The organism is Sphaerisporangium aureirubrum (assembly GCF_042658925.1).
Taxonomy (GTDB): Bacteria; Actinomycetota; Actinomycetes; order Streptosporangiales; family Streptosporangiaceae; genus Sphaerisporangium; species Sphaerisporangium aureirubrum.
In genome coordinates this window covers 23,750-48,462 of the sequence record NZ_JBHSRF010000059.1, presented here as the reverse complement: position 1 = coordinate 48,462, position 24,713 = coordinate 23,750, and the positions used below count along the sequence as shown (strand labels likewise).

Below are 24,713 nucleotides of genomic sequence, written 5' to 3'. Positions count from 1 at the left end.
AAATCAGGAATTCCGTTACCCGTCCTCGGTCAAGGTTCCCGATCCGCTTACGGCCGTCGAGCCCGACTCCGGCCGGCCGTCCGGCCGAGCCGGAGGTGTGCAGGTCCGAGGGCCACATCCCCGGACGGGCAACGGAATCAGGAATTGCGTTGCCCGTCCTCGGTCAAGGTTCCCGATCCGCTTACGGCCGTCGAGCCCGACTCCGGCCGGCCATCCGGCCGAGCCGGAGGTGTGCAGGTCCGAGGGCCACATCCCCGGACGGGCAACGGAATCAGGAATTGCGTTGCCCGTCCTCGGTCAAGGTTCCCGATCCGCTTACGGCCGCGGGGCCCGGCCCCCCTTCGGTCCAGGGACCCGAGGACGGCCCGGCGAGACCCCTCTCCGGACGGCCCCTCGGTCCAGGGACCTGAGGGCGGCCCGGCGGGACCTCTCACCGGACGGCAGTCGGGGGTGGCCGGTTGGGCCCGCGTCCCGTCGACCGGACAGCGGAGGCGGGCGGAAACGGGCGCAGCCGGTGTCGCTTGACGTTTCCGCCCGCGGCGATGAATGTATTAGGCGTCGCGGCGGCCCGCATCTTCCTAGCGGGGCCGGCCGAATTCCCAGGTTCGCCTGATCCGCAGTAAGGCCCCCTTTTCGTAGCGGGCCGGGGAATCTCCCCGCGGGGCCGGCGGAATACTCCACGGACGCTTCACGAGCAGGGGGTGAAATCGCATGGGTTCGTCATGGGGCTGTGAACTCCTCCCCGAGAGCCGATATGTGTGGCGGGCGAGGAATCCGGGGCACACGCACCGGCTGATCTGCTTTCCCCATGCCGGTGCCGGCGCCTCCGCGTTCGCCGGCTGGGCCGGGCTTCTGCCACCGGGGACGGAACTCGTCGCGGTGCAGTTGCCCGGCCGCCAGAATCGCGTCGCCGAGGAGCCTTTCAGCGAGTCCGGGCCGCTCGTCACCGCGCTCCTGCACGCCCTGCGGCCGGAGTTCGGCGGCGCGTTCTCGTTCTTCGGCCACTCCGGCGGCGCGGCCCTGGCATACGAGCTGACCTGCGCGTTGCGGGCGCGGGGACGACCCGGTCCCGAACACCTCTTCCTCTCCGCGCAACCGGCTCCCGGCACCACGGGAATCCGGCGGCTGCACCACCTGCCGGACGACGAGTTCCTCGCCGAGGTCCTCGCCCTCGGCGGTATAGACCCGGAACTGTCCGGCGACCCGGACGCCATCGCCCTGCTGTTGCCGTTGCTGCGCACGGATTTCGGCCTCTGGGAACGCGACCCCCCGGCGCGGAAAGACCCGCTGGAGTGCCCCGTGACCGTGCTGTGCGGCGAATCCGATCCCCGGGCGCCGCTCACCTCGGTGACCGGGTGGGAAAGCGCCACCACGGGCGAGTTCCGTATCCGGGTGTTCCCGGGCGGTCATTTCTATTTCCACGACGCCGCCGCCGAGGTGGTGTCGTTCATCGGGGACACGATGCTCGCGGCCACGACCGGGCGGAGAAACGCATGACATCTCCAGAATTCGTCGCTCCGGGATTCGTCGACGACGTTCTCGCGGCGGCCAGGGCGATTCCCGGCGTGACGGACGCGGCCGCCGTCCTGCGGCGCCGCGCCCGGTTCACCGGGCCCGCCCCCGCGGCCGGGGCGGTCCCGGCGACGGCCGGCGCGCCGCGGCGGCCCCCGGCGGAGCTGTACGGCGGCCCCCCGCGGATCCCCGAAGGCGCGCCTGCGACGCTGCGGGACGCGCTGCGCGCGGCGGCGGAGCAGGCGCCGGGCAAGGGCACCGTCTACATCCGGCGTGACCGTGACGACGTGCTCCAGACCTACCCCGAGCTGCTCGCCGACGCCGAGCGGGTGCTCGCCGGCCTGCGCGCCGCCGGTCTGCGCCCGGGGGACGCCGCCCTGTTCGTCTTCGGCGACAACCGCGGCTTCATCACCGCCTTCTGGGCCTGCGTCCTCGGCGGGTTCGTGCCGACGCCGGTCGCCGTCGCCACGACGTACGACGCCCACAACGAGGTGACCCGCAGGCTGCACAACGCCTGGAACCTGCTGGGACGGCCGGTCCTGCTCACCGACACGGCCACCGCCGCCGCGCTCGGGGGCGTGCGCGCCCTCTGGGGCGAGCCGGGTGTCCGGCTGCGCACCGTCGAGGAGCTGCTGGAGAATGCGCCGGACCACGATTGGTTCCCCGCCACACCGCGGGACCCGGTGCTCAACCTGCTCACCTCGGGCAGCACCGGCGTGCCCAAGTGCGTGCGGCACACCGGCGAGAGCCTGCTGGCCCGGACGTTCGCGGTCGCCGAGCACTGCGGCCTCACCTCCGACGACGTCGGCCTCGTCTGGATGCCGCTCGACCACGTCACGGTCGCCATGTACAACGTGCGCGACCTGGTCCTGCGGTGCACGCACGTCAACGCCAGGACCGACCACTTCCTCGGCGACCCGTTGCTGTGGCCGCACTGGATGGACCGCTACCGCGTGACCAACACCTGGGCGCCGAACTTCGCCTTCTCCATGGTCAACGAGTACGCGGCGGAGATCCGTGAGCGGTCGTGGGACCTGTCCTGCGTCCGCGAGATGGTCAACGGGGGCGAGCCGGTCATCGCCGCGACCAGTCAGCGCTTCCTCTCGCTGCTGGCGCCGCACGGGCTGCGGGCGGACGTGATGACCCCGGCCTGGGGGATGTCGGAGACGTGCTCCGGGGTCACCTACACCCGGCAGAACCGCGACGACCCCGCGGCCGGCACCGTCGCGATCGACCCCGCGACGCTCGGCGGCACCATCCGCCACCTGCCGCCGCGCGACGAGAAGGCGGTCGTGCTGTCCACCGTGGGCCGCCCGATCCCCGGGGTCCGGCTGCGCGTCGTCGGGGACGGCGGGACGGTGCTCCCGGAGGACCGCCTGGGAGAGCTGCGCATCACGGGCGGCACGATGATGAGCGGGTACTTCGGCAACGACGAGGCCACCCGCGAGGCGTACGACGAGGACGGCTGGTTCCGCACCGGCGACCTGGCGTTCGTCCACGACGGCGAGGTCGTCATCGCCGGGCGGGTCAAGGACCAGATCATCGTGCGCGGCGTCAACCACCTGGCGCACGAGATCGAGAGCGTCGTCGAGCGCGTGGACGGCGTGCGGGTCACCTTCGTGGCCGCCGCCGGCCTGCGCGACCCGGGCGAGAGCACCGACCGGCTGGTGATCTTCTACGTGCCGGAGCGGCAGGACCCCGGCGCGACGGAGGCCCTCACCCGCGAGATCCGCGCCACGCTCGGGCGCGAGGCCGGGCTCGTGCCGGACGTGCTGGTCCCGGTCACCGAGGCTGAGTTCCCCAAGACCGGCAGCGGGAAGATCCAGCGGGCCGCGCTGGTGCGGGAGCTGCGCGCGGGGACGTTCGACGACCGCGTGATCGGCGCCGGGCCCGAGAGCGGCTCCGACACGTGGCTCGTGCGGCGGCAGTGGGCGCCGTTCCCCCTCCCCGCCGCGGGCGCCGCCGGGACGGGGACACTGCTGGTGATCGGCGAGGACGCCGTCCTCGGGCGGCTGGGCCTGGACGGCGCCGTCGTCGCGATCCGCGGCGGAGACGGGATGAGCCTGGAGGCGCCCGGACGGTACCGCGTCGCGGCGGACCGGCGTGCCGACGTGCGGCGCCTGCTGGCCGCGGTGACCGAACGGCACGGCCCGATCTCCTCCGTGGTCCTCGCGCTGCCCGGGGCGGCCGGGAACGACGACCCCGCGGCGCGGCTGGCGGCGGTGACCGCGGAGGTGACCGCTCTCGCCGGGGCGCTCGCCGCCGGGGACCTCGGCGGGCCGCTCCTGCTGGTGCTGACCGCCGGAGCCGTGCACGTCGAGGACGGCGACGCCGTCGACCTCGGCACCTGCGCGCTGCCGGGGCTGATCAGGACCGCCGCCACCGAGCTCGCCCCGGCGGTGGTCCGGCAGGCCGACCTGCCCGCCGAGCCGAGCCGGTGGCGCGAGGCGGTCCTGGCCGAGCTCACCGACCGCCGGTACGCCGGTGTCGTCGCGGTACGGCCCAGCGGGCGGTGGCGCCCGCGCCTCGTGCCCGTGGACGACGACACGGCCGCCGCCGCGGGGCCGCCCGTGGTCCCCGGCGGGCTGTACCTGGTCACCGGAGGGCTGGGCGGCATCGCGCACGAGATCTGCGGCCATCTCCTGGCCGCCTACGGCGTCCGGCTGGTGATCGCCGGCCGGTCGCGGCCCACCGGGGAACGCGAACAGCGGCTCAAGGAGCTCTCCACCCTCGGCGAGGTGGAGTACCACCTGATCGACGTGGCGAAGCCCGGCCTGGCCGAGGCCGCCGCGCGGACCGCCGAGGCACGCTGGCAGCGCCCCATCGACGGCGTCCTGCACCTGGCCGGGGCGGACCCGACCGGGCAGTGGGCGGACACCGAGCGGCACACGATCGCCCGCGAGTCCGCGGCGACGTACGCCGAGCAGTACCGGGCCAAGGTGGCGGGCACGCTGGCCGTGGCGAAGGTGCTCGAGTCCCGGCCGGACGCGAGCCTGGTGCTGTTCGGCTCGGTCAACGGCGAGTTCGGCGGGCACTCCTTCGGGGCGTACTCGGCGGCCAACAGCTTCCTCGTCGGCTTCGCCGACCACTGGCACCACGAGCGCCGCCGGACGGTGCGCTGCGTCGGGTGGAGCATGTGGACCGGGACCGGGATGAACCGCTCGCAGCCGACCGCGGCGGCGCGGCACCGAGGGTTCCGCCCGATCGACCCGGCCCACGGGCTGCGCCTGTTCCTGACGGCCGTCACCGCGCCGCACCACTACCTCCTCGCCGGGCTGGACCTGGCGAACCCGGCGATCGTCGACGAGCTGGCCGCCGACCGGCTGCGCGTGAGCGAGTTGCTCGTCGCCTACACCGGCGAGGAGGCCGCGCTCGCGGGGATACGGACCGCTCTCGCCCCGAGCGGGCGGCGGTGCCCGGTGCCGATCCGGGTGGTGCGGGTGCCGCGGATCCCCGGCGGCGAGGACGGCGGCGTGGACGCCGCGCGGCTGCTGCTGGACGCCGACCGGGCGGGCCGCACGGCCGCCGAGCCCGCGACCGACCTGGAACGCCTGATCGCCCGCATCTGGTGCGAAGCCCTCAACCGGCCGGTGGTCGGCAGGGACGAGTCGTTCTTCGACCTCGGCGGCGACTCCCTGCGGGCCACCCGGCTCCTCACGCTCGTGGACCGCAGGCTGTCGGTCCGGCTCACCAGCCACCAGCTGTACACGTCCCCCACCGTGGCCGCGATGGCCGACGCCGTCGCGAAGGCGCGGCGGCCCTGATCGCGTCGCGGCGCCCGCGCCGCGACGACTCTTCTCCACCCGGACGTCCCCGGGCGGCGCCATGCGATGTCGATCGAGGAGTAGGCGAAGATGTTCCCTCTGTCCAATGCGCAGCGGCGCCTGTGGTTCATCGACCGGTTCGAGGGACCTTCGGCGACCTACAACGTCCCCTTCGTGATACGGCTGCGCGGTGCGCTCGACGTCGCGGCGCTGCGCGCGGCGGTGCGGGACGTCGTCGGCCGGCACGAGATCCTGCGCACCCGGATCGTCGACGACGCGGGTGAGCCCGCCCAGCTCGTGGTGCCGCTCGACGAGCTCGACCTCGACATCCCGCTCCTCGACGCGGCCGGCGGGGAGGCCGGGCGCGTGGCGCGGCACCGGTTCGACCTGTCCGCCGAGATCCCCGTGCGCGCGTGCCTGCTGCGGCACGGTCCCGAGGAGCACGACCTCGTGCTCACCGTGCACCACATCGCCGTGGACGGCGAGTCCATGCTGCCGCTGGCCGGTGACCTGGAGACGGCGTACACCGCCCGCGCGCGGTCCGCCGCGCCGCGGTGGCCGGAGTCGCCGGTGCGGTACCGCGACTACGTGGCGTGGCAGCGGGAGCTGCTGGGCGACCCGGGCGACCCCGGGAGCAGGGTGGCCACCCAGCTGCGGTACTGGCTGGACCGGCTCGCCGGCGCCCCGCCGCAGATCTCGCTGCCCACCGACCGGCCGCGGCCCCCGGCGCCCAGCCACCGGGGTGACGTCGTGACGTTCCCGATCCCCCCGGAGCTGCTGGCCGCGCTGGAGCGGGTGGCGGGCGCGCACGGCGCGACGACGCCGATGGCCCTGCAGGCGGCGCTCGCCGTGCTGCTGCACCACCTCGGCGCGGGCGAGGACGTCCTGATCGGCGCCACCATCGCGGGCCGTACCGACGAGGCGCTGGCCGACATGGTGGGCTTCTTCGTCAACACGTGGGTGCTGCGCGCCGACCTGTCCGGCGCCCCGACCTTCGAGCAGGTGCTGGCGCAGGTCCGCGGCCGGGCGCTGGAGGCGTACGAGAACCAGGACGTGCCGTTCGACCTGCTGGTGGAGGCGCTGAACCCCGAGCGCTCCACCGCCCGGCACCCCGTCTTCCAGGTGATGTTCACCTGGCAGTCCGAGGACCGGATCACGCTGGACCTGCCCGGGGTGTCGGCGTCCCTGGAGGCCGTGCCGACCGGGACCGCGAAGTTCGACATGGAGCTCAACTTCGCCCACGACTCCGGCACGGGGAACCTGCGCTGCGTCCTGGAGTACGCGACGGACCTGTTCGACCGGGAGACCGTGGAGCGGTTCGCGGCGCGGTTCCTGTCGCTGGTGGAGGCGCTGACCGCCTGCCCGGCGCGGCCCGTCGGGGTGGTGGACGTGCTGCTGCCCGCGGAGCGGGAGTCGCTGGGCGCGGTGAACCGGACGTCGGCCCCGGTGGCGGAGCCGACCGTGCCGCACCTGGTCCGCCGGGTGGTGGAGGCGGTTCCCGGCGCGGTGGCGGTGGCGTGCGCGGACGTCGAGCTGACCTATCGGGAACTCGGCCGCCGGGTGGAGGTGATGGCGGCGGAGCTGGTGCGCCGGGGGGTCGATCGCGAGTCGCTGGTGGGCCTGGCGGTGTCCCGGTCGGTGGACCTGGTGGTGGCGATGCTCGCCGTCTTCGAGGCGGGTGCCGCCTACGTGCCGATCGATCCGGGTTATCCCAGCGCGCGGCTGGGCCGGATCCTGGCGGACGCGCGTCCGGTGCTGGTGCTGACCGACAGGGCGTCGGTGGACACGCTGCCCGGCGGAGACGTCCCGTACGTCTGCGTGGAGGACCTGGACCTGTCGGGTCCGCCCCTCGGCGGGACACGGGCGGTGCCCGACGGCGCGGCCTTCGTGATGTACACCTCCGGCTCGACCGGGATCCCCAAAGGCGTGTGCATCACCCACCACAACGTGATGTCCTGCCTGCCCGCGCTCGTGGCGGCCGTGGGCGCGCCGGGGTCGCGGATGCTCGCCGGGACGTCGATCAACTTCGACGTGTCGGTCTTCGAGATCCTCACCACCCTCTCCACCGGCGGCACCGTCGAGATCGTCCCCGACGTCCCCTCCCTCGGCGAACGCCCCCTCCCGCTGGACGGCGGCGTCGTCAGCACCGTGCCCTCGGTGTTCACCCAGGTCGTCGAACGGCTCGCCGCGAACGGGTCCCGGCCGGACACCGTGGTCTTCGGGGCGGACACGCTGACGGCGCAGCTGGTGGCGCGGGTGCGTGAGCTCTTCCCCGGCGTGCGGGTGGTCAACTGCTACGGCCAGAGCGAGACGTTCTACGCCACCTGCTTCACCCTGCCCCCCGACCAGCCCTGGGACCGGAAGGCCAACGCCCCCATCGGACGCCCGCTCGGCAACGTCCGCACCTACGTGCTGGGACAAGGGCTCGCGCCCGTCCCGCCCGGCGTGATCGGCGAACTCTACGTGGCCGGGACCACCGTGGGCCGCGGCTACCTGGGATTACCCGCCCAGACAGCAGAACGCTTCGTCCCCGACCCCTACGGCCCGCCCGGATCACGCATGTACCGCACCGGAGACCTCGCCCGGTGGAACACCGACGGACAACTCGAATACACCGGACGCGCCGACACCCAAGTCAAGATCCGCGGCCTGCGCATCGAACCCGGCGAGATCGAAACCACCCTCACCACCCACCCCGGCATCGCCCAAGCACTCGTCCTCACCCGGCCGGGCCGCACCGGAGACACCCACCTGGTCGGCTACATCGTCCCGGCCGGGATGAACTCCTCCTGGATCAGCACCGCGGAGAGCATCAGCGAGACCGAGGTCGACCTCACCGGCGGCGTGTCGGCGGCGGAACTGCGCCGCTTCGCCGCGGCCCGGCTGCCCGAGTACATGGTCCCCGCGGCGTTCGTCGTCCTGGACCGGCTCCCCCTGGACCCGAACGGCAAGGTGGACCGCAACGCCCTCCCGGAGCCGGAGTTCCGCGGCGCGACGTACCGGACGCCGGCCTCCCCCGCCGAGCGGATCCTGGCCTCGGTGTACGCCGAGGTGCTGGGCCTGGAGCGGGTCGGAACGGACGACGACTTCTTCTCGATCGGCGGGGACAGCATCCGCTCGATCCAGGTGGCGTCCCGGGCCGCCGCGCAGGGTGTCAGGGTCAGCCCGCGGGAGATCTTCCAGCACCGCACGGTGACCGAGCTGGCGGCGGCCGTGACCCGCCGGGGCGACGAGACCGGGGGGCTGGCCGAGCTGCAGGGCGGCGGCCTCGGCTGGATGCCGCTGTCCCCCATCGCGCACTACCTGATGGAGCTCGGCGGCGGGTACGGCCGGTTCGCGATGTCCGCCGTCGCCGAGCTGCCCGAAGACATCGACGAGGCCGGTCTGCTGGACGTGCTGACGGCGGTGCTGAACCGGCACGACGCGCTGCGCACCCGCCTCGAACGCGACGGGCTGCGCGCCGCGCCGCCGGGCTCGGTGGATCCGGACGAGCTGCTGCACAGGGTCGGGTGCGACGGCCGCTGGGACGCGCGGTGGCGGGCGCTGGCCGCCGCCGAGCTGGACGCGGCCGCGGGCCGCCTGGACCCGGCCGGTGGCGTGATGGTCCAGGCGGTCTGGTTCGACGCGGGGACGGCGGGCGCCGGGCGGCTGCTGCTGGTGCTGCATCACCTCGTCGTCGACAGCGTCTCCTGGCGCATCCTGCTGCCCGACTTCGCCGAGGCCTGGGAACAGGTCCGCGCGGGGAAGAGACCGGCGCCGCGCGCGGCCGGCACGTCGGCACGGCGCTGGGCGCACGCGCTAGCCGAGGAGGCCCGGCGCCCGGAGCGGGTCGCCGAGATGCGGCTGTGGCGGTCCGTGGTCACCGGCCCGGACCCGGACCTCGGTGTCAGGCCGCTCGACCCGGCGGTGGACGTGATGTACACCGTGGACCACGTGTGGCTGCGGGTCCCCGCCGCGGTGACCCAGGCCCTGGTCACGGAGCTTCCCGCGGCGTTCCGGGGCGGCGTGGACGAGGGACTGCTCGCCGCGCTGGCGCTGGCGGTACGGCGGTGGCGCGGCGACCGCGGCGTCGACGAGCGTTCCCTCCTGGTCCGCCTGGAGGGTCACGGGCGCGAGGAGCGGGTCGTGCCCGGCGCGGACCTCACCCGTACGGTCGGCTGGCTCACCAGCATGTACCCGGTCCGGCTCGACCTCGGCGACATCGACACGGCCGAGGCCCTCGCGGGCGGCGCCGCGGCGGGCGACGCCATCAAGGCGGTCAAGGAGCAGCTCCGCGCGATCCCCGACCACGGCCTCGGCTACGGCCTGCTGCGGTACCTCAACGACGAGACCGGCGCCGAGCTGGCCGGGTACCCGTCCGGCCAGATCGCCTTCAACTACGTCGGCCGTTTCTCGGCCGCGGACATGCCGGAGAACCTGCGCGGCCTCGGCTGGACCGAGGTGCCCGGCGCCCGCGACCTGATCGCCACGCCGGACGCGGACATGCCCGCCATGGCCGTCCTGGAGATCAACTCCCTGGTCACCGACACCGGTGAGCTGACCGCGCGGTTCGCCTTCCCGGCGGGCGTGCTGTCCCGCGCCGACGTGCAGGAGCTCGCCGACCTGTGGTCGGCCGCGCTGGCGGGCCTCGCCGCGCACGTCGCCGAGCCGGGGGCGGGCGGCCTCACACCGTCGGACGTGCCGCTGGTGCCGGTGACGCAGCGCGACCTCGACGCCTGGCGGCAGCGGTACGGCGAGCTGGCGGACGTGTGGCCGCTGACCGCCATGCAGCAGGGCATCCTGTTCCACTCGCTGCTCGACACCTCCGCCTACGACGCCTACCAGATGCAGTTCGTGCTGCACCTGTCCGGGGAGATCGACCCGGCCCGGATGCGCGCCGCCGGGCAGGCGCTGATCGACCGGCACCCCAACCTGCGCTGCGCCTTCCCTCCCGACTCCACCGGCGGCCTGGTGCAGGTCGTGCCGGCCCGGGTCGAGCTGCCGTGGCGGCACGTGCGGCTCACCGGCGGCGAGCAGGAGCTGCGGCGGCTGCTGGCCGAGGAGCGCACCACGCCCTTCGACCCCGCGGTGCCGCCGCTGACGCGGATGGCGCTGCTGGAGACCGGGCCCGGCCGCGCGGAACTGGTCATCACCACCCACCACGTGCTGTTCGACGGCTGGTCGGTGCCGCTGCTCATCGAGGACCTGTTCCGCCTCTACGGCGGCGCCGGGGACGCCTCCGGCCTGCCGAGGGCCCCCGCCTACCGCGGGTTCCTCGACTGGCTCGCGCGGCAGGACCGGGACGCGGCCGCCGCGGCGTGGGCCGCCGAGTTCGCCGGGACCGACGACGCCACCCTGCTGGCCCGGGGCGTGCGGGTGCGGCCCGCCGGGGGCGGCGACGTCGGCAACGTCGACGTGCCGCTGCCGCCGGAACTCGTCCGGCGCGTCACCGCCCGCGCCGCCGAGCTCGGCGTCACGGTCAACACCGTCGTCCAGGGGGCGTGGGCGCTGCTGCTCGGCAGGCTGACCGGCCGCCGGGAGGTCGTCTTCGGCTCCACCGTCTCGGGCCGGCCCGCCGCGCTGGACGGGGTGGACCAGATGCTGGGGCTGTTCATCAACACGGTGCCGGTGCGGATGGACTGCGCCCCGGGGGCCACGATGGCCGCGCTGCTGACCGGCCTGCAGGAGCGGCAGGCCGCGCTGCTGGACCACCACCACCACGGTCTGCCCGACATCCTGCGGGCCGTCGGCGTGGAGACGCTGTTCGACACGCTCGTCGTCTTCGAGTCCTTCCCCGTCGACCACGCCGGCCTGAGCGACGCGACGGAGGCGGCCGGCCTGGTCTGCTCGGGTCTCACCCCCGTCGCGGGCACCCACTATCCGCTGGTGGTGACGGCCGACGTGGACCCCGTCCTGCGGCTGTCCCTGCAGTACCAGCACGGCGCGTTCCAGCGCGACGAGGTCCAGGTCATGGCCGAGCGGCTGCACCGGGTGCTGGCCCGGTTCGCCGCGGACCCGGACGTGCCCGCCCGCGAGGTCGAAGTGCTGTCGGAGGCCGAGCGGCGGCGTGTGCTGCACGAGCTGAACGACACCGCCGCGCCCGCGCCGGGCCTGACCGTGCCCGAGCTGTTCGAGCGGCAGGCCGCGGCTACCCCGGAGGCCGTCGCGGTGACCGGGGACGGCGGCTCGCTCACCTACCGCGAGCTGGACGAGCGGGCGAACGCGGTGGCGCACGGCCTGGCCGGGCGCGGCGCGGGGCCCGAGTCGGTGGTCGCGGTCGCGCTGCCCCGCTCGCCGGACCTGGTCGTCGCGCTGCTCGGCGTGTGGAAGGCCGGGGCGGCGTACCTCCCGATCGACCCCGAGCATCCCGGCCACCGGCTCGGGCACGTGCTCGCCGACGCGCGGCCCGCGCTCATGCTGGCCGCGTCCCCTCCCCCGGAGGCGCTGGCGGCGAGCGGCGCCGAGTGGATCGGCGTGCCCCGGCTCGTCGAGGAGGCGGGCGGCCGGACCGGCGCCCCGCGGCGGGCGCCGCGGCCGGGCGAGGCGGCCTACGTCATGTACACCTCGGGGTCCACGGGGATCCCGAAGGGCGTCGTCGTCACCCACGGCAACGTCGCCGGCTGCGTCCCGGGCCTGGTGGAGAGCGTGGGCGGCCCCGGGGCGCGGATGCTCGCCCAGGCGTCGGCGGGCTTCGACGTCTCGGTGTTCGAGATCTTCTCGACGCTGTGCACCGGCGGCGCCGTCGAGATGCTGCGCGACGTGCTGGCCCTGGCCGAGCGCGACGACTGGTCCGGTGTGGTCAGCTCGGTGCCGTCGGCGTTCGCCGAGGTGCTGGACGGCGCGGAGGGCCGCATCGCGCCGTCCGCCGTGGCGTTCGCCGGGGAGGGACTGCCCGCCTCCCTGGTGCGGCGGGTGCGCAAGGTGTTCCCCGGCACGCGGGTGGTCAACGGGTACGGGCAGACGGAGACCTTCTACGCCACGACGTTCGCGATCGGCGGCGGCGACCCGTGGGACGGCGGCCCCGAGGTGCCCATCGGCACCCCGCTGGCCGGCGTGCGCGTGTACGTCCTCGGCTCCGGCCTGGAACCCGTGCCGCCGGGCGCGTACGGGGAGCTCTACGTGGCCGGCGCGACCGTCAGCCGCGGCTACCGCGGCCGTCCCGGGCCGACCGCCGAGCGGTACGTCCCCGACCCGTTCGGGCCGCCCGGTTCCCGGATGTACCGGACCGGCGACCTGGCCCGGTGGAACGCGGCGGGGCAGCTGGAGTACGGCGGCCGGACCGACGTCCAGCTGAAGATCCGCGGTGTCCGGGTGGAGCCCGCCGAGGTGGAGGCGGCACTGACCACGCACCCCGGGGTCGCCGAGGCGGCCGTCGTGGCCCGCAGGGCGCGGGGCGACCGGGGCACCTATCTCGCCGCGTACGTCCTGACCGGGCCGGGCGGCCCGCCCGAGGGGCTGCGCGAGCACGTGGCGGCCACGCTGCCCGACGTCATGGTGCCGTCGGTGTTCGTGGCGCTGGACGCGTTCCCGCTGATGCCCAACGGGAAGCTGGACCGCGCCGCGCTGCCGGAGCCGCAGTTCGGCGGCGGCCGGTACCGGGCGCCGCGCACCGCGCACGAGGCGGCGCTGTGCCGGCTGTTCGCCGAGGTCCTCGGCGAGTCGCGGGTGGGCGTCGACGACGACTTCTTCCTGATCGGCGGCCACTCCCTGCTGGCGACCCGGCTGGTCAACCAGATCCGGGCGAAGCTCGGCGCCGAGGTGCGCATCCGGCAGGTCTTCGACTCCCCCACGGTGGCCGAGCTGGCCCGTCACCTGTCGCCCGGCTCCGCCTCCCGGCCCCCGCTGCGCCGCCTGCCGCGGCTGCCGGAACGCGTGCCGCTGTCGTACGCCCAGCGGCGCCTGTGGTTCATCGACCGGTTCGAGGGGCCGTCCGCGACCTACAACCACGGGCACGTGCTGCGGCTGCACGGCCCGCTCGACGTCCCCGCGCTCGCCGCGGCGCTGCGCGACGTGATCGGGCGGCACGAGGCGCTGCGCACGCTGATCGCCGAGGACGCGGACGGGATGCCGTACCAGCACGTCGTACCGGCGGCGGACGTGCGGCTCGACGTGCCGGTGGTCGAGACCGGGCCGGACGGCGTGGACGAGGCCGTCGACGCCGCGCTGGCGCTGCCGTTCGACCTGGCGGCCGAGATCCCGGTGCGGGCCACGGTGCTGCGGGCCGCCGCCGAGGAGCACGTGCTCGCGCTGGTGATCCACCACATCGCCACCGACGGGGAGTCGATGACACCGCTGACCCGCGACCTGCGCACGGCGTACGCGGCGCGCCTCCGGGGCGCCGCGCCCGGCTGGCCCGAGCCCGCGGTGCGGTACGCCGACTACACGCTGTGGCAGCGCGACCTGCTGGGCGACCCGCACGACCCAGGCAGCGTGCTGTCCACGCAGACGGCGTTCTGGCGGGAGCACCTGGCGGGCGTGCCGCAGCCCGTCCAGCTCCCCGCGGACCGGCCCCGGCCGCCCGTGGCGAGCCACCGGGGCGACACCGTGGAGTTCCGGCTGGCGCCGGAGCTGCTGACGGCGGTCGAGGAGCTGGCCGGCAGGCAGGGCGCCACGGTCTCCATGGTCCTGCAGGCCGCGCTCGCCGTGCTGCTGGGGCGGCTCGGCGCGGGCGACGACGTCGCCGTCGGCGCGCCGATCGCGGGCCGTACCGACGCCGCGCTGGCCGACCTGGTGGGCTTCTTCGTCAACACGTGGGTGCTGCGCGCCGACCTGTCCGGCAACCCGTCGTTCGAGCGGGTGGTGGAGCAGGTCCGGAGCCGGGCGCTGGCGGCGTACGAGAACCAGGACGCGCCGTTCGAGCACCTGGTGGAGGTGCTGAACCCCGAGCGGTCCACCGCCCACCATCCGCTGTTCCAGGTGATGTTCGCCTGGCAGAACGTGGCCGGGGCGAGCTTCGACCTGGAGGGGTTGCGGATCGAGGTGATCCCCGGCTCCACCAGGACCTCCAAGTTCGACCTCATGCTCAACATGGGCGACATCCCCGGGCTCGGCCTCGTCGGGTACCTGGAGTACGCGACGGACCTGTTCGACCGGGAGACCGCGGAGCGGTTCGCGGCGCGGTTCCTGTCGGTGGTGGAGGCGCTGACCACCCACCCCGAGCAGCCGATCGGGCTGGTGGACGTGCTGCTGCCCGGGGAGCGGGAGCTGCTGGCGGCGGTGAACCAGACGTCGGCCGCGGTGGAGGAGGCGACCGTGCCGCACCTGGTCCGCCGGATGGCCGCGACGGTTCCCGGCAAGGTCGCGGTGGCGTGCGACGGCGACGCGCTGACCTACCGGGAGCTGGGACGCCGGGTGGAGGAGATGGCGGCCCGGCTGGCACACCGGGGAGTCGGCCGCGAGTCGCTGGTGGGCCTGGCGGTGTCCCGGTCGGTGGACCTGGTGGTGGCGATGCTGGCCATCCTGGAGGCCGGTGCCGCCTACGTGCCGGTCGACCCCGGCTATCCCAGCACACGGCTGGGCCTGATCCTGGCCGACGCGCGTCCGGCCCTGGTGCTGACCGACCGTGCCTCGCTGGACGGCCTGCCCCGCGCGGACGTGCCCTACCTGTGCGTGGAGGACCTGACCGGCCCGCCCCCGGACGGGGATCGGGCCGCGGGGGCGGTGCCGGACGGCGCGGCCTTCGTGATGTACACCTCCGGCTCGACCGGGATCCCCAAAGGCGTGTGCATCACCCACCACAACGTGATGTCCTGCCTGCCCGCGCTGGTGGCGGCGGTCGGCACCCCCGGTGCGCGGATGCTCGCCGGGACGTCGATCAACTTCGACGTGTCCGTCTTCGAGATCCTCACCACCCTCTCCACCGGCGGCACCGTCGAGATCGTCCCCGACGTCCCCTCCCTGGCCGAACGCCCCCTCCCCCTGGACGGCGGCGTCGTCAGCACCGTGCCCTCGGTGTTCACCCAGATCGCCGAACGGCTCATCGCCAACGGATCGCGGCCGGACACGGTGGTCTTCGGCGCCGACACGCTGCCCGCGCAGTTGGTCGCACAGGTGCGCCAGGCGTTCCCCGGCGTGCGGGTGGTCAACTTCTACGGCCAGAGCGAGACCTTCTACGCCACCTGCTTCACCCTGCCCCCCGACCAGCCCTGGGACCAGAAGGCCAACGCCCCCATCGGACGCCCCCTCGGCAACGTCCGCACCCACGTCCTCGGCCCCGGCCTCGTCCCCGTCCCGCCCGGCGTGATCGGCGAGCTGTACGTGGCCGGGACCACCGTGGGCCGCGGCTACCTGGGATTACCCGCCCAGACAGCAGAACGCTTCCTCCCCGACCCCTACGGCCCGCCCGGATCACGCATGTACCGCACCGGAGACCTCGCCCGGTGGAACACCGACGGACAACTCGAATACACCGGACGCGCCGACACCCAAGTCAAGATCCGCGGCCTGCGCATCGAACCCGGCGAGATCGAAACCACCCTCACCACCCACCCCGGCATCGCCCAAGCACTCGTCCAGACCCGGCCGGGCCGCACCGGGAACACCCGCCTCGTCGCCTACGTCGTCCCGGCAGGTGAGGACGCCCTCGACGAGCTCGACCTCACCCGGGACGTGTCCGCGGGGGCGCTACGCCGCTTCGCCGCGGCCCGGCTGCCGCAGTACATGGTCCCCGCCGCGTTCGTCGTCCTGGACCGGCTGCCGCTGGACCCCAACGGCAAGGTGGACCGGGGCGCCCTCCCGGAGCCGGGCGTGCAGACCACGGCGTACCGGGCCCCCAGCGACGCCGAGGAGATCGTTCTCGCCGGGGTCTTCGCCCAGCTGCTCGACCTGGACGTGGTGGGCACCGAGGACGACTTCTTCGCGATCGGCGGGGACAGCATCCGCTCCATCCAGGCGGTCTCCCAGGCCCGCCGCGAGGGGCTGGACATCACCCCCCGGGAGATCTTCGAGCACCGCACGGTGGCCGCGCTCGCCCGCCTGGTGCGCGACCGCGCGGCGGCCCCGCAGCGGCTCGCCGAGCCGGAGGGCGGCGGCGTGGGCTGGATGCCCGCCCTCCCGATGGCGCGCCACCTCGCCGAGCTCGGCGGCGGCGACCGCTTCTCGATGTCCCTCGTCGTCGACCTGCCCCCCGGCGCGGGCCACGCCGGGCTGGCCGCCACCGTGTCGGCGGTGCTGGACCACCACGACGTGCTGCGGTCCCGCGTGCGCGACGGCGGGCTCGAAGCCCTCCCGCGCGGAGCGGTGGACGCGGCCACGCTGATCCGCCGGGTGCCCTGCGACGGCGACTGGGACGAGCGGTGGCACGCGCTGGCCGCCGCCGAGCTGGACGCGGCCACCGGCCGCCTCGACCCGGCCGGCGGCGTCATGACGCAGTGGGTCTGGTTCGACGCCGGGCCGGTCCGCCCGGGACGCCTGCTCGTCGTGGGCCACCACCACGTGGTGGACGGCGTGTCGTGGCGGATCCTGCTGGCCGACCTCGCCACGGCCTGGGACGACCTGCGGGCCGGGCGCAAACCGGACCTGCCCGAGGTCGGGACGTCCGCGCGCGGCTGGTCGTACGCCCTCACCGAGGCGGCGCGCGCGCCGAAGTGGGTCGCGGAGCTGCCGCTGTGGCGGTCCCTGCTGGAGGGCCCCGACCCGCTGCTCGGGTCCCGGCCGCTGGACCCGGCGGCCGATCTCGCGGCCACGGTGCGGCGCACCTGGGTGCGGCTGCCCGCCCCGGTGACCGAGGCGCTGCTCACCCGGGTCCCCGGCGCCCTCGGCGGCGGCCCGAACGACGTCTGGCTCACCGCGCTGGCCCTGGCGGTGGCGACCTGGCGCCGCGACCGGGGCGTCGACGAGGGATCCGTCCTGCTGCGGCTGGAGGGCCACGGCCGCGAGGAGGACACGGCGCCGGGGGCGGACCTGTCCCGGACGCTGGGCTGGTTCACGAGCATGTTCCCCGTCCGGCTGGACGTGGGGGGCGTCAACCTGGAGGAGGCCAGGGCCGGCGGCGCGGTCGCGATCGCGGCGGCGTTCAAGGCGGTCCGCGAGCAGCTGGCGGTGATCCCGCACAAGGGCATGGGGTACGGCCTGCTGCGCCACCTCAACGAGGAGACCGCGGCCGAGCTGGCCAGGTTCCCCACCGGCCAGATCGCCTTCAACTACCTCGGCAGGCTCGGCGGCCAGGACACCCCCGGCGGCTGGACCCCGGCAGCCGGGACCGAGGACCTGCTCGCCGCCCCGGACGCCGCCATGCCCGCGATGTCCACCCTGGAGATCAACGCGGTGGTGCTGGACTCAGCCGAGGGCCCCCGGCTCAGCGCCGTCTTCGGGGCCCCCGAGGGCCTGCTGCCCGAGGAGGACGTCCGGGAGCTGGCCGAGCTGTGGTGCGCGGTGCTGCGCGGGCTCGCCGAGCACGTCAACCGGCTGTCGGACGTGGCGCTGGTGCCGGTGCGGCGCGCCGAGCTGGAGGAGTGGGAGCAGCGCCACCCCGGCCTGGTGGACGTGTGGCCGCTGACCGCGCTCCAGGCGGGCCTGACCTTCGAGTCCCTGATGGCGGGGGACGGCTTCGACGCCTACCACGTCCAGGTGATCTACCACCTGGCCGGGCCGGTCGACCCGGCCAGGATGCGGGTGGCCGCGCAGGTCCTGCTGGACCGGCACGCCGGTCTGCGGACCGCGTTCGTCACCGACACGACCGGCGCCCTGGTGCAGCTCGTGCTGAACGGCGTGGAGATTCCGTGGCGCGAGCTGGACCTGCGCGGCCACGACGAGGCGGGCCGGGCCGCCGCGTTCGAGGAGTTCCTGGAGCGGGACCGCGCCGACCGGTTCGACCCCGCGGTGGCGCCGCTGCTGCGGCTGTCGCTCGCGCTTACCGGGCCGAAGCGGGCCGAGCTGGTGCTCACGGCGCACCACGCCTTGCTCGACGGCTGGTCGATGGGCGTCTTCGCGCAGGAGCTGCTCCGGCTCTACGGTTCCGGCGGGGACGCCGGGGTCCTGCCGCCGGTCCGCGAGTACAAGGACTTCCTGTCCTGGCTGGCCGGGCAGGACACCGAGGCGTCGGCCGCGGCGTGGACGGCCGCGCTGGACGGCGTCGAGGCGCCGACCCTGGTGGCCCCGCACGCGGGACCGGAGGTGGACCGCCGGCGGCTCGGGCAGCGCCGGGTGCCGCTGCCCGCGGACACCGCGCACGAGCTGGCCCGCCGCGCCGCCGAGCTCGGGGTCACCCTCAACACGGTCGTCCAGGCGGCGTGGGCGGTGGTGCTGTCCCGGCTGACCGGCCGCGACGACGTGGTGTTCGGCACGACGGTCTCCGGGCGCCCGGCGGCGGTGCCCGGGGTGGAGTCCATGGTCGGGCTGTTCATCAACACCCTCCCGATCCGGGTGCGGCTGTCGCCCTGGGACTCGCTGCGCACGGTGCTCACCGGCCTCCAGGAGGCGCAGAACGCGCTGATGGACCACCATCACCACAGCCTGGCCGAGATCCACCGGGCGACCGGGATGCCCGTCCTGTTCGACACCGTGACCGTGTACGAGTCGTACCCGATGGAGCACGGCGGCCCGGCGGACCCGGCGGACGGGCTCACGATCACCGGTGTCCGGTCGGCCAACGGCACGCACTACCCGCTGGGGCTCGCCGCCACGGCCAGCCCCTACCTCACGCTCGTCCTTCAGTACCAGGAGGACCTCTTCGACTCCGCCGCCGCCGGGCGCGTCACCGCCCAGGTGGCCGAGGTGCTGCGCCGGATGGCGGCCGACCCCGCCGTGCCCGTCGGCGCCCTGGAACTGCCGGACCCGGCCGGGCCGCCGCCGGGGGGAGCGGTCGCCGCCGTGGAACCGGCGCGGACGGTCCCCGAGCTCTTCGCGCGGCAGGTCGCCGCGACGCCGGACGCCGTCGCCCTGTGGTTCGAGGACACCTCAATGACCTACCGGGAGCTCGACCGGCGGGCCGGCCTCCTGGCCCGGGAGCTCGCCGCGCGGGGCGCCGGGCGCGAGTCCGTGGTGGCGGTGTCGCTGCGGCGCTCGCCGGAGCTGGTCGTGGCGCTGCTGGCCGTGCTCAGGGCGGGCGCGGCGTACCTGCCGGTCGACGCCGGACTTCCGGCCGGGCGCGTCTCCTACCTCATGGAGGACTCCGGCGCGTGCCTGGTGATCGCCGACGAGTCGACGGCCGCGGCGTTCACCGGCCCGTGCCTGCGGATGGACGACCCGGGCTCCTGGCAGGGCGGCGGGGACCCGGGCCGCCCGCCGCTGCCGGACGGCGCCGCGTACGTCGTCTACACCTCCGGGTCGACGGGCCGCCCGAAGGGCGTGACGGTCACCCACCGCGGCGTGGCCGGGCTCGTCGGCGCGCACGTGGCCGGGATGGGGATCACGCCGGAGAGCCGGATGCTCCAGCTCGTCTCGCCGAGCTTCGACGTCTCGCTGTGCGAGCTGTTCTCCGCGCTGCTGTCGGGGGCGAGCGTGGTGCTGGCCCCCGCGGACGACCTGGTCCCGGGGCCGCCCCTCGCCCGGACCGCCGACCGGCACCGGGTGACCCACATGATGCTGCCGCCGTCGATGCTGGCGCCCGTGCCACCCGGCACGCTGGGATCGGTGCGGTCCCTGGTCGTCGGCGGGGAGCCGGTCCCGCACGACCTGGTGGCGACCTGGTCGGCCGGGCGGCGGATGGTGAACGTGTACGGCCCGACGGAGGCCACGGTCGCCGTCACCATGAGCGGGCCGCTCACCCCCGGCCCCGGCGCCTTCCCGATCGGGCGGCCCGTGCCCGGTGCCGGGGCGCACGTCCTCGACGGGGCGCTGCGCCCGGTGCCGCCCGGCGTTGCGGGCGAGCTGTACGTCACCGGCGAGGGCCTGGCCCGGGGGTACGGCGGACGGCCCGGCCTGACCGCGGACCGCTTCGTCGCCTGCCCGTCCGGGCCGCCCGGGACGCGGATGTACCGGACCGGCGACGTGGTGGAGTGGACGCCGCAAGGGGAGCTCGTGTTCCTCGGCCGAAGCGACGACCAGGTCAAGATCCGCGGGTTCCGGGTCGAGCCGGGCGAGGTCGAGGCGGTGCTGGCCGCCCACCCCGCCGTCGAACGGGCCGTGGTGGTCGCCGGCGGGACGCCGCACGACCGCGGGCTCGCCGCCTACGCGGTGGCCGACGGCGGGACGGACCTGGCCGCAGAGCTGCGCCGGTACCTGCGCGAGCGGCTGCCGGAGCACATGGTGCCCGCCACCGTGACACTCCTCGGCGGTATCCCCACGACCCCGAGCGGCAAGCTGGACCGGAAGGCGCTCCCCGCTCCCGGCCACGCGGCGGCCCCGGCCGGCCGGGCGCCGCGCACACCCCTGGAGACCATGCTCTGCGGCCTGTACGCCGAGGTCCTCGGCCTGCCCGCCGCTTACGCCGACGACGACTTCTTCACCCGGGGCGGGCACTCGCTGCTGGCCGTCCGGCTCATCGCCCGGATCCGGATGGTCCTCGCCGTCGAGGTGCCCCTGCGGTGGGTGTTCGAGGCGCCGACCCCCGCCCGGCTGGCCGCCCGCCTGGAGTCGGCCGGGGGTCAGGAGGAGGAGACCGGCCCGTTCGCGCCGGTCGTCACCCTCGCCACCGGAGACGGCGCCGGGCCGCTGTGGTTCCTCCACTCCGGCGGCGGCCTCTGCTGGACGTACCTCGGCCTGGTCGCCGCGCTGGACACCGACCGGCCGGTCCACGGCATCCAGGCGGAGGGCATCGACGGCGCCGCGCCGCCGCCGCGGTCCGTCGCCGCGATCGTCGAGGACTACACCGCGAAGATCCTCGCCGTGCAGCCGGACGGCCCGTTCCACCTGATCGGGTACTCCATCGGGGGGACGTACGCGCACGCCGTCGCCGCCGAGCTCCAGCGCCTCGGCCACGAGGTGGCGCTGCTGGCCATGCTCGACAGCGTCCCGAGCGACAAACTCGCCGAGCAGGGACCGCCGGACGCCGCCGCCTTCCGCGAGTACTTCCGCCGGATCCTCCCCGCCGGGGCGGGCGGCGACGCGGCCTTCGTCGAGAACGCCGTCACCGTCGTCACGGGCCACGCCGCGCTCATGGCCGCGTACCCCCCGCCCGTCTACCGCGGCGACGCGCTGGTCTTCCGGGCGGACACCGGCTCCGCCGGACCGCTCGCCGCCCTCTGGCGGCCCCACGTCACCGGGACGATCCGCGAGATCGGCGTCCAGGCCACGCACGAGGACATGTACCTGCCCGGACCGGCCGCCGAGATCGGCGGGGTCATCACCCGTGAACTCCAGAAGGGACGACAGCGATGAGCACCAATCCGTTCGACGACGACAACGAGGACTTCTACGTCCTGGTCAACGACGAGGACCAGCACTCGCTCTGGCCCGCCTTCGCCGCCGTCCCGGCGGGCTGGCGCCCGGTGTGCGGGCCGGTGGGCCGCAGGCGGTGCCTGGACTACGTCGAGGAGCACTGGACCGACATGCGGCCGAGGAGCCTGCGCCTCGCCATGGAAGCCGACGCCAGGTAGCGGGGAGGAGATTTCCATGGCCACAGTGGTAGAGCGCTGGAACATCCACCCGTTCCATTCCTGGCTGCGCGGCGACCGGCCCGGGCCCGTGCACTTCGTCGAGGAGATCGGGCTGTGGAACGTCATCGGCTACGCCGAGGTGCACCGCATCCTCAACGACCCCAAGACCTTCTCCTCCACGACGGCGTACCTGGCGCCGGTCACCATCGACCAGGAGTTCTCCGAGGGTGACTTCGCCCAGATGGACCCGCCCGACCAGACGCGGTACCGCAAGCTGGTGAGCAAGGCCTTCACCCCCCGGATGATCGCCGACCTGGAGCCGAGGATCGCCGCGATCACCGCCGAGCTGCTCGACGCGATGAAGGGCAAGGAGCGCGTCGACCTGGTCGAGGACCTCGCCTACCCGCTGCCGGTCGTCGTCATCGCCGAGCTGCTCGGCATCCCGACCGCCGACCTGGAGATGTTCAAGAAGCAGGCGTTCCGGATCATCGAGCAGCTCAACGGCTACGCGTTCCTCTACGACGACGAGCAGGCGCAGCAGAACATCGAGGCCGCGGTGGACCAGTTCCGGCCGATGGTCGAGTACATGCGCGGCCAGGTCGCCGAGCGCAGGGCGAATCCGGGCGACGACCTGCTGAGCCTCCTCGTAACGGCCGAGGTCGACGGCCACCGGCTGACCCGCAACGAGGTCGTCACCATCGCCAACCTCCTGCTCGTCGCCGGCCACATCACCACCACGATGCTCATCGGCAACGCGGTGGCCTGCCTGGACGCCAGCCCCGCCGCGTTCGAACGGGTCCGGGCCGACCGCTCGCTGATCCCGGGCACGCTCGACGAGACCCTGCGCACGCTCACCCCGTCCGCGGCCCTGTCCCGGCGGACCACGACGGACGTCGAGATCGGCGGCGTCAAGATCCCCCAGGAGACGCTGATCCTCGTCTGGCCCGCCGCGGCCAACCGGGACCCGCTCGTGTTCCCCGACCCGGAGACCTTCGACCCCGGGCGCACCCCGAACCCGCACCTCGCCTTCGGCCACGGCGTCCACTACTGCGTCGGGGCGATGCTGGCCAGGCTGGAGGGCCGGATCGCGCTGAACGCGCTGCTGGACCGCTTCCCCGTCCTGCGCACCGACCCGCACGACCCGCCGCGGTTCTTCCCCTCGCCCGACATCATCGGCACCGCCTCCCTGCCGCTGCTCACCCACGAGTGAACGCCCCGGACGGGTCCCCCGAGGCTCCGGGACGCCCCCCGACGGTCGCGACAAGGAGTGATGAATGATGCACAAGGCTGATATGAACCGTGTTCAAGCGTGCGGTATCGTGCGGCTATGCGGCGCGACACCCTGACCCAGGAGCGGATCGTCCAGACCGCCATCGAGTTGCTGGACGCCGAGGGTCTGGAAGGTCTGAGCATGCGCGGCCTCGGCGAGCGGCTGGGCTCCGCCGCCACCGCCGTCTACTGGCACGTCAAGAGCAAGGACAACCTCGTCATGCTCGCCAGCGACGAGGTGTGGCACGAGATCGAGCTGCCCGACCTCGACGCGCACGACTGGCGCACGGCCGGCGCGATGACGGCCAGGGGCATGTTCAGCATGCTGTCGCGGCATCCGTGGCTCGTGCAGGCCCTGGGCTCCCATCTGCTGCGCGGGCCGGGGAAGGCGCGCTACGACGACTACAGCCTCGCGGTGTACGAGAAGGCGGGCTTCGCCGGCGGGGAGGCCGACCGGGCGATGGCCGTGGTGTTCATGTTCGTGCTCGGCAACGCCATCGGCGAGTCCGCCGCGGTGTCGCTGCGGCGGCGGCTGCGCGAGGAGGGCTCCAACCCCGACGACGTGTTCCGCGAGACCATGGCCGACCAGATGAAGATGGCGCAGGACTTCCCGAGGCTGAGGGCCCGGCTCGCGTCGGTCACCGACGCCGACTACCTCACCGCCCCCGACCAGAGCTTCGTGTGCGGGCTCGAGGTCATCTTCGACGGCCTGGAGAAGCGGCTGAACGACCTCACGCGGCTCAACGGGCACAAACGTCCGGAGGGCCCCGCGTAGGCGGTCCGCGATCACGGCGAGGCGGCGCACCGTCCTCGCCGTACGGTCCGCGCACGACCACGGCGGGCGGCACCCGTCCTCGCCGGGCGGTCCTCTCACGACCCGCGGCGGGCGGCACCGGTCCTCGCCGGGCGGTCCGCGCACGACCCGCGGCGGGCGGCACCCGTCCTCGCCGGTCGGGCCCGCCGGTCAGCGCCGGGCCAGCGCCCGGACCATCCAGCGGGCGACGCCCTCGGGGTTCTCGGCGGAGAGCAGGTGGCCGCCGGGGATCCGGGACACCTCACAGCGGCCCGTGGTGTGGGCGGCCCACCCCTCCAGCGCGACCGCGGCCCGATCGCCGGTGCCGGCGAGGACGTGGACGTCCGCCGCCACCCTCGCCGTGCGCGTCGCCTCGATGGCCGACCAGGACAGCCGCAGGTCCCCGAAGATCATCGCCCGGGTCCGCCCGCCCAGCTCCGGGTCGGCGAGCACCTGCCCGGAGATCTCGGCGCCCATGCCGGTCAGGGCCGCGACGGCGGCCTCCAGGGTGACGGCGCCGCCCTCGGGCGCGGGGGGCCTGGCCGAGGGCGGTGAGTTGGACGCCACGAGCAGCAGCGGCACCCGCGGAAAGACCCCGGCCAGCGCGAGACCGAGGTACGCGCCGAGGCTCTCCCCGTAGACGGCGTCGACCGCCACCCCGGACGGCCGCTCACCGACCGCCGCCCCGGACGGCCGCTCGATGCCGATCGCCGCGCCGGACAAGCGCCCGGCGACGTCCCGGACGGCGAGGGCCGCGTCGGTGAGCGGCGGCTCGGCGTGGCGGCGCCCGTGGCCGGGGAGCTCGGCGACGCGGGCGTCCACCCGGTCGCCGAGCGCCCGCCGCAGCCCGCGGAAGTAGCCCGCGCCGCAGCACGACGGCGGGATGAGCGCGACCACCGGACGGTCCCGGTCACCGGCCAT

7 protein-coding genes are annotated in these 24,713 nt (G+C 74.7%); 6 read left to right on the top strand and 1 reads right to left on the bottom strand.

The genetic code is table 11. From position 1 onward, the window contains the following. The first annotated feature begins 711 nt into the window (after nt 1-711). The 6 genes from ACFP1K_RS29385 to ACFP1K_RS29360 all read left to right on the top strand — a co-directional run bounded on the left by ACFP1K_RS29385 (nt 712) and on the right by ACFP1K_RS29360 (nt 23,774). Entirely contained in the window at nt 712-1,497 is a 786-nt protein-coding gene (locus ACFP1K_RS29385; protein ID WP_380759307.1) for a thioesterase II family protein, read from the top strand. Next, a complete protein-coding gene (locus ACFP1K_RS29380; protein WP_380759305.1) occupies nt 1,494-5,276 on the top strand; it encodes an SDR family NAD(P)-dependent oxidoreductase in 3,783 nt (1,260 codons plus the stop codon). Before ACFP1K_RS29385 ends, ACFP1K_RS29380 begins: the two co-directional genes overlap by 4 nt. A 90-nt stretch (nt 5,277-5,366) precedes the next feature. Further along, on the top strand, nt 5,367-21,512 hold the full coding sequence (locus tag ACFP1K_RS29375; protein WP_380759303.1) for an amino acid adenylation domain-containing protein: 16,146 nt from the start codon (nt 5,367-5,369) through the stop codon (nt 21,510-21,512). Continuing rightward, complete coding sequence (locus ACFP1K_RS29370; protein ID WP_380759301.1) at nt 21,509-21,730, top strand: MbtH family protein; 222 nt, start codon at nt 21,509-21,511, stop codon at nt 21,728-21,730. Before ACFP1K_RS29375 ends, ACFP1K_RS29370 begins: the two co-directional genes overlap by 4 nt. A gap of 16 nt (nt 21,731-21,746) precedes the next feature. Further along, nucleotides 21,747-22,940: a cytochrome P450 gene (locus ACFP1K_RS29365; protein ID WP_380759299.1), complete on the top strand. Its 1,194-nt coding sequence runs from the start codon at nt 21,747-21,749 to the stop codon at nt 22,938-22,940. 117 nt (nt 22,941-23,057) lie between these two features. Then, the gene (locus ACFP1K_RS29360) at nt 23,058-23,774 is read left to right on the top strand and encodes a TetR/AcrR family transcriptional regulator (protein WP_380759297.1); all 717 of its coding nucleotides are present in this window, start codon (nt 23,058-23,060) and stop codon (nt 23,772-23,774) included. Nucleotides 23,775-23,963: 189 nt separating this feature from the next. Here ACFP1K_RS29360 and ACFP1K_RS29355 read toward each other — a convergent pair whose 3' ends face one another. Beyond that, a complete protein-coding gene (locus ACFP1K_RS29355) occupies nt 23,964-24,713 on the bottom strand; it encodes a thioesterase II family protein (protein WP_380759295.1) in 750 nt (249 codons plus the stop codon).

Excerpts from the sequence above, each read along its gene's own strand:
- ACFP1K_RS29385 (WP_380759307.1), top strand. The coding sequence starts at position 712 with ATGGGTTCGTCATGGGGCTGTGAACTCCTCCCCGAGAGCCGATATGTG.
- ACFP1K_RS29380 (WP_380759305.1), top strand. The coding sequence starts at position 1,494 with ATGACATCTCCAGAATTCGTCGCTCCGGGATTCGTCGACGACGTTCTC.
- ACFP1K_RS29375 (WP_380759303.1), top strand. The coding sequence starts at position 5,367 with ATGTTCCCTCTGTCCAATGCGCAGCGGCGCCTGTGGTTCATCGACCGG.
- ACFP1K_RS29370 (WP_380759301.1), top strand. The coding sequence starts at position 21,509 with ATGAGCACCAATCCGTTCGACGACGACAACGAGGACTTCTACGTCCTG.
- ACFP1K_RS29365 (WP_380759299.1), top strand. The coding sequence starts at position 21,747 with ATGGCCACAGTGGTAGAGCGCTGGAACATCCACCCGTTCCATTCCTGG.
- ACFP1K_RS29360 (WP_380759297.1), top strand. The coding sequence starts at position 23,058 with ATGCGGCGCGACACCCTGACCCAGGAGCGGATCGTCCAGACCGCCATC.
- ACFP1K_RS29355 (WP_380759295.1), bottom strand. The coding sequence starts at position 24,713 with ATGGCCGGTGACCGGGACCGTCCGGTGGTCGCGCTCATCCCGCCGTCG.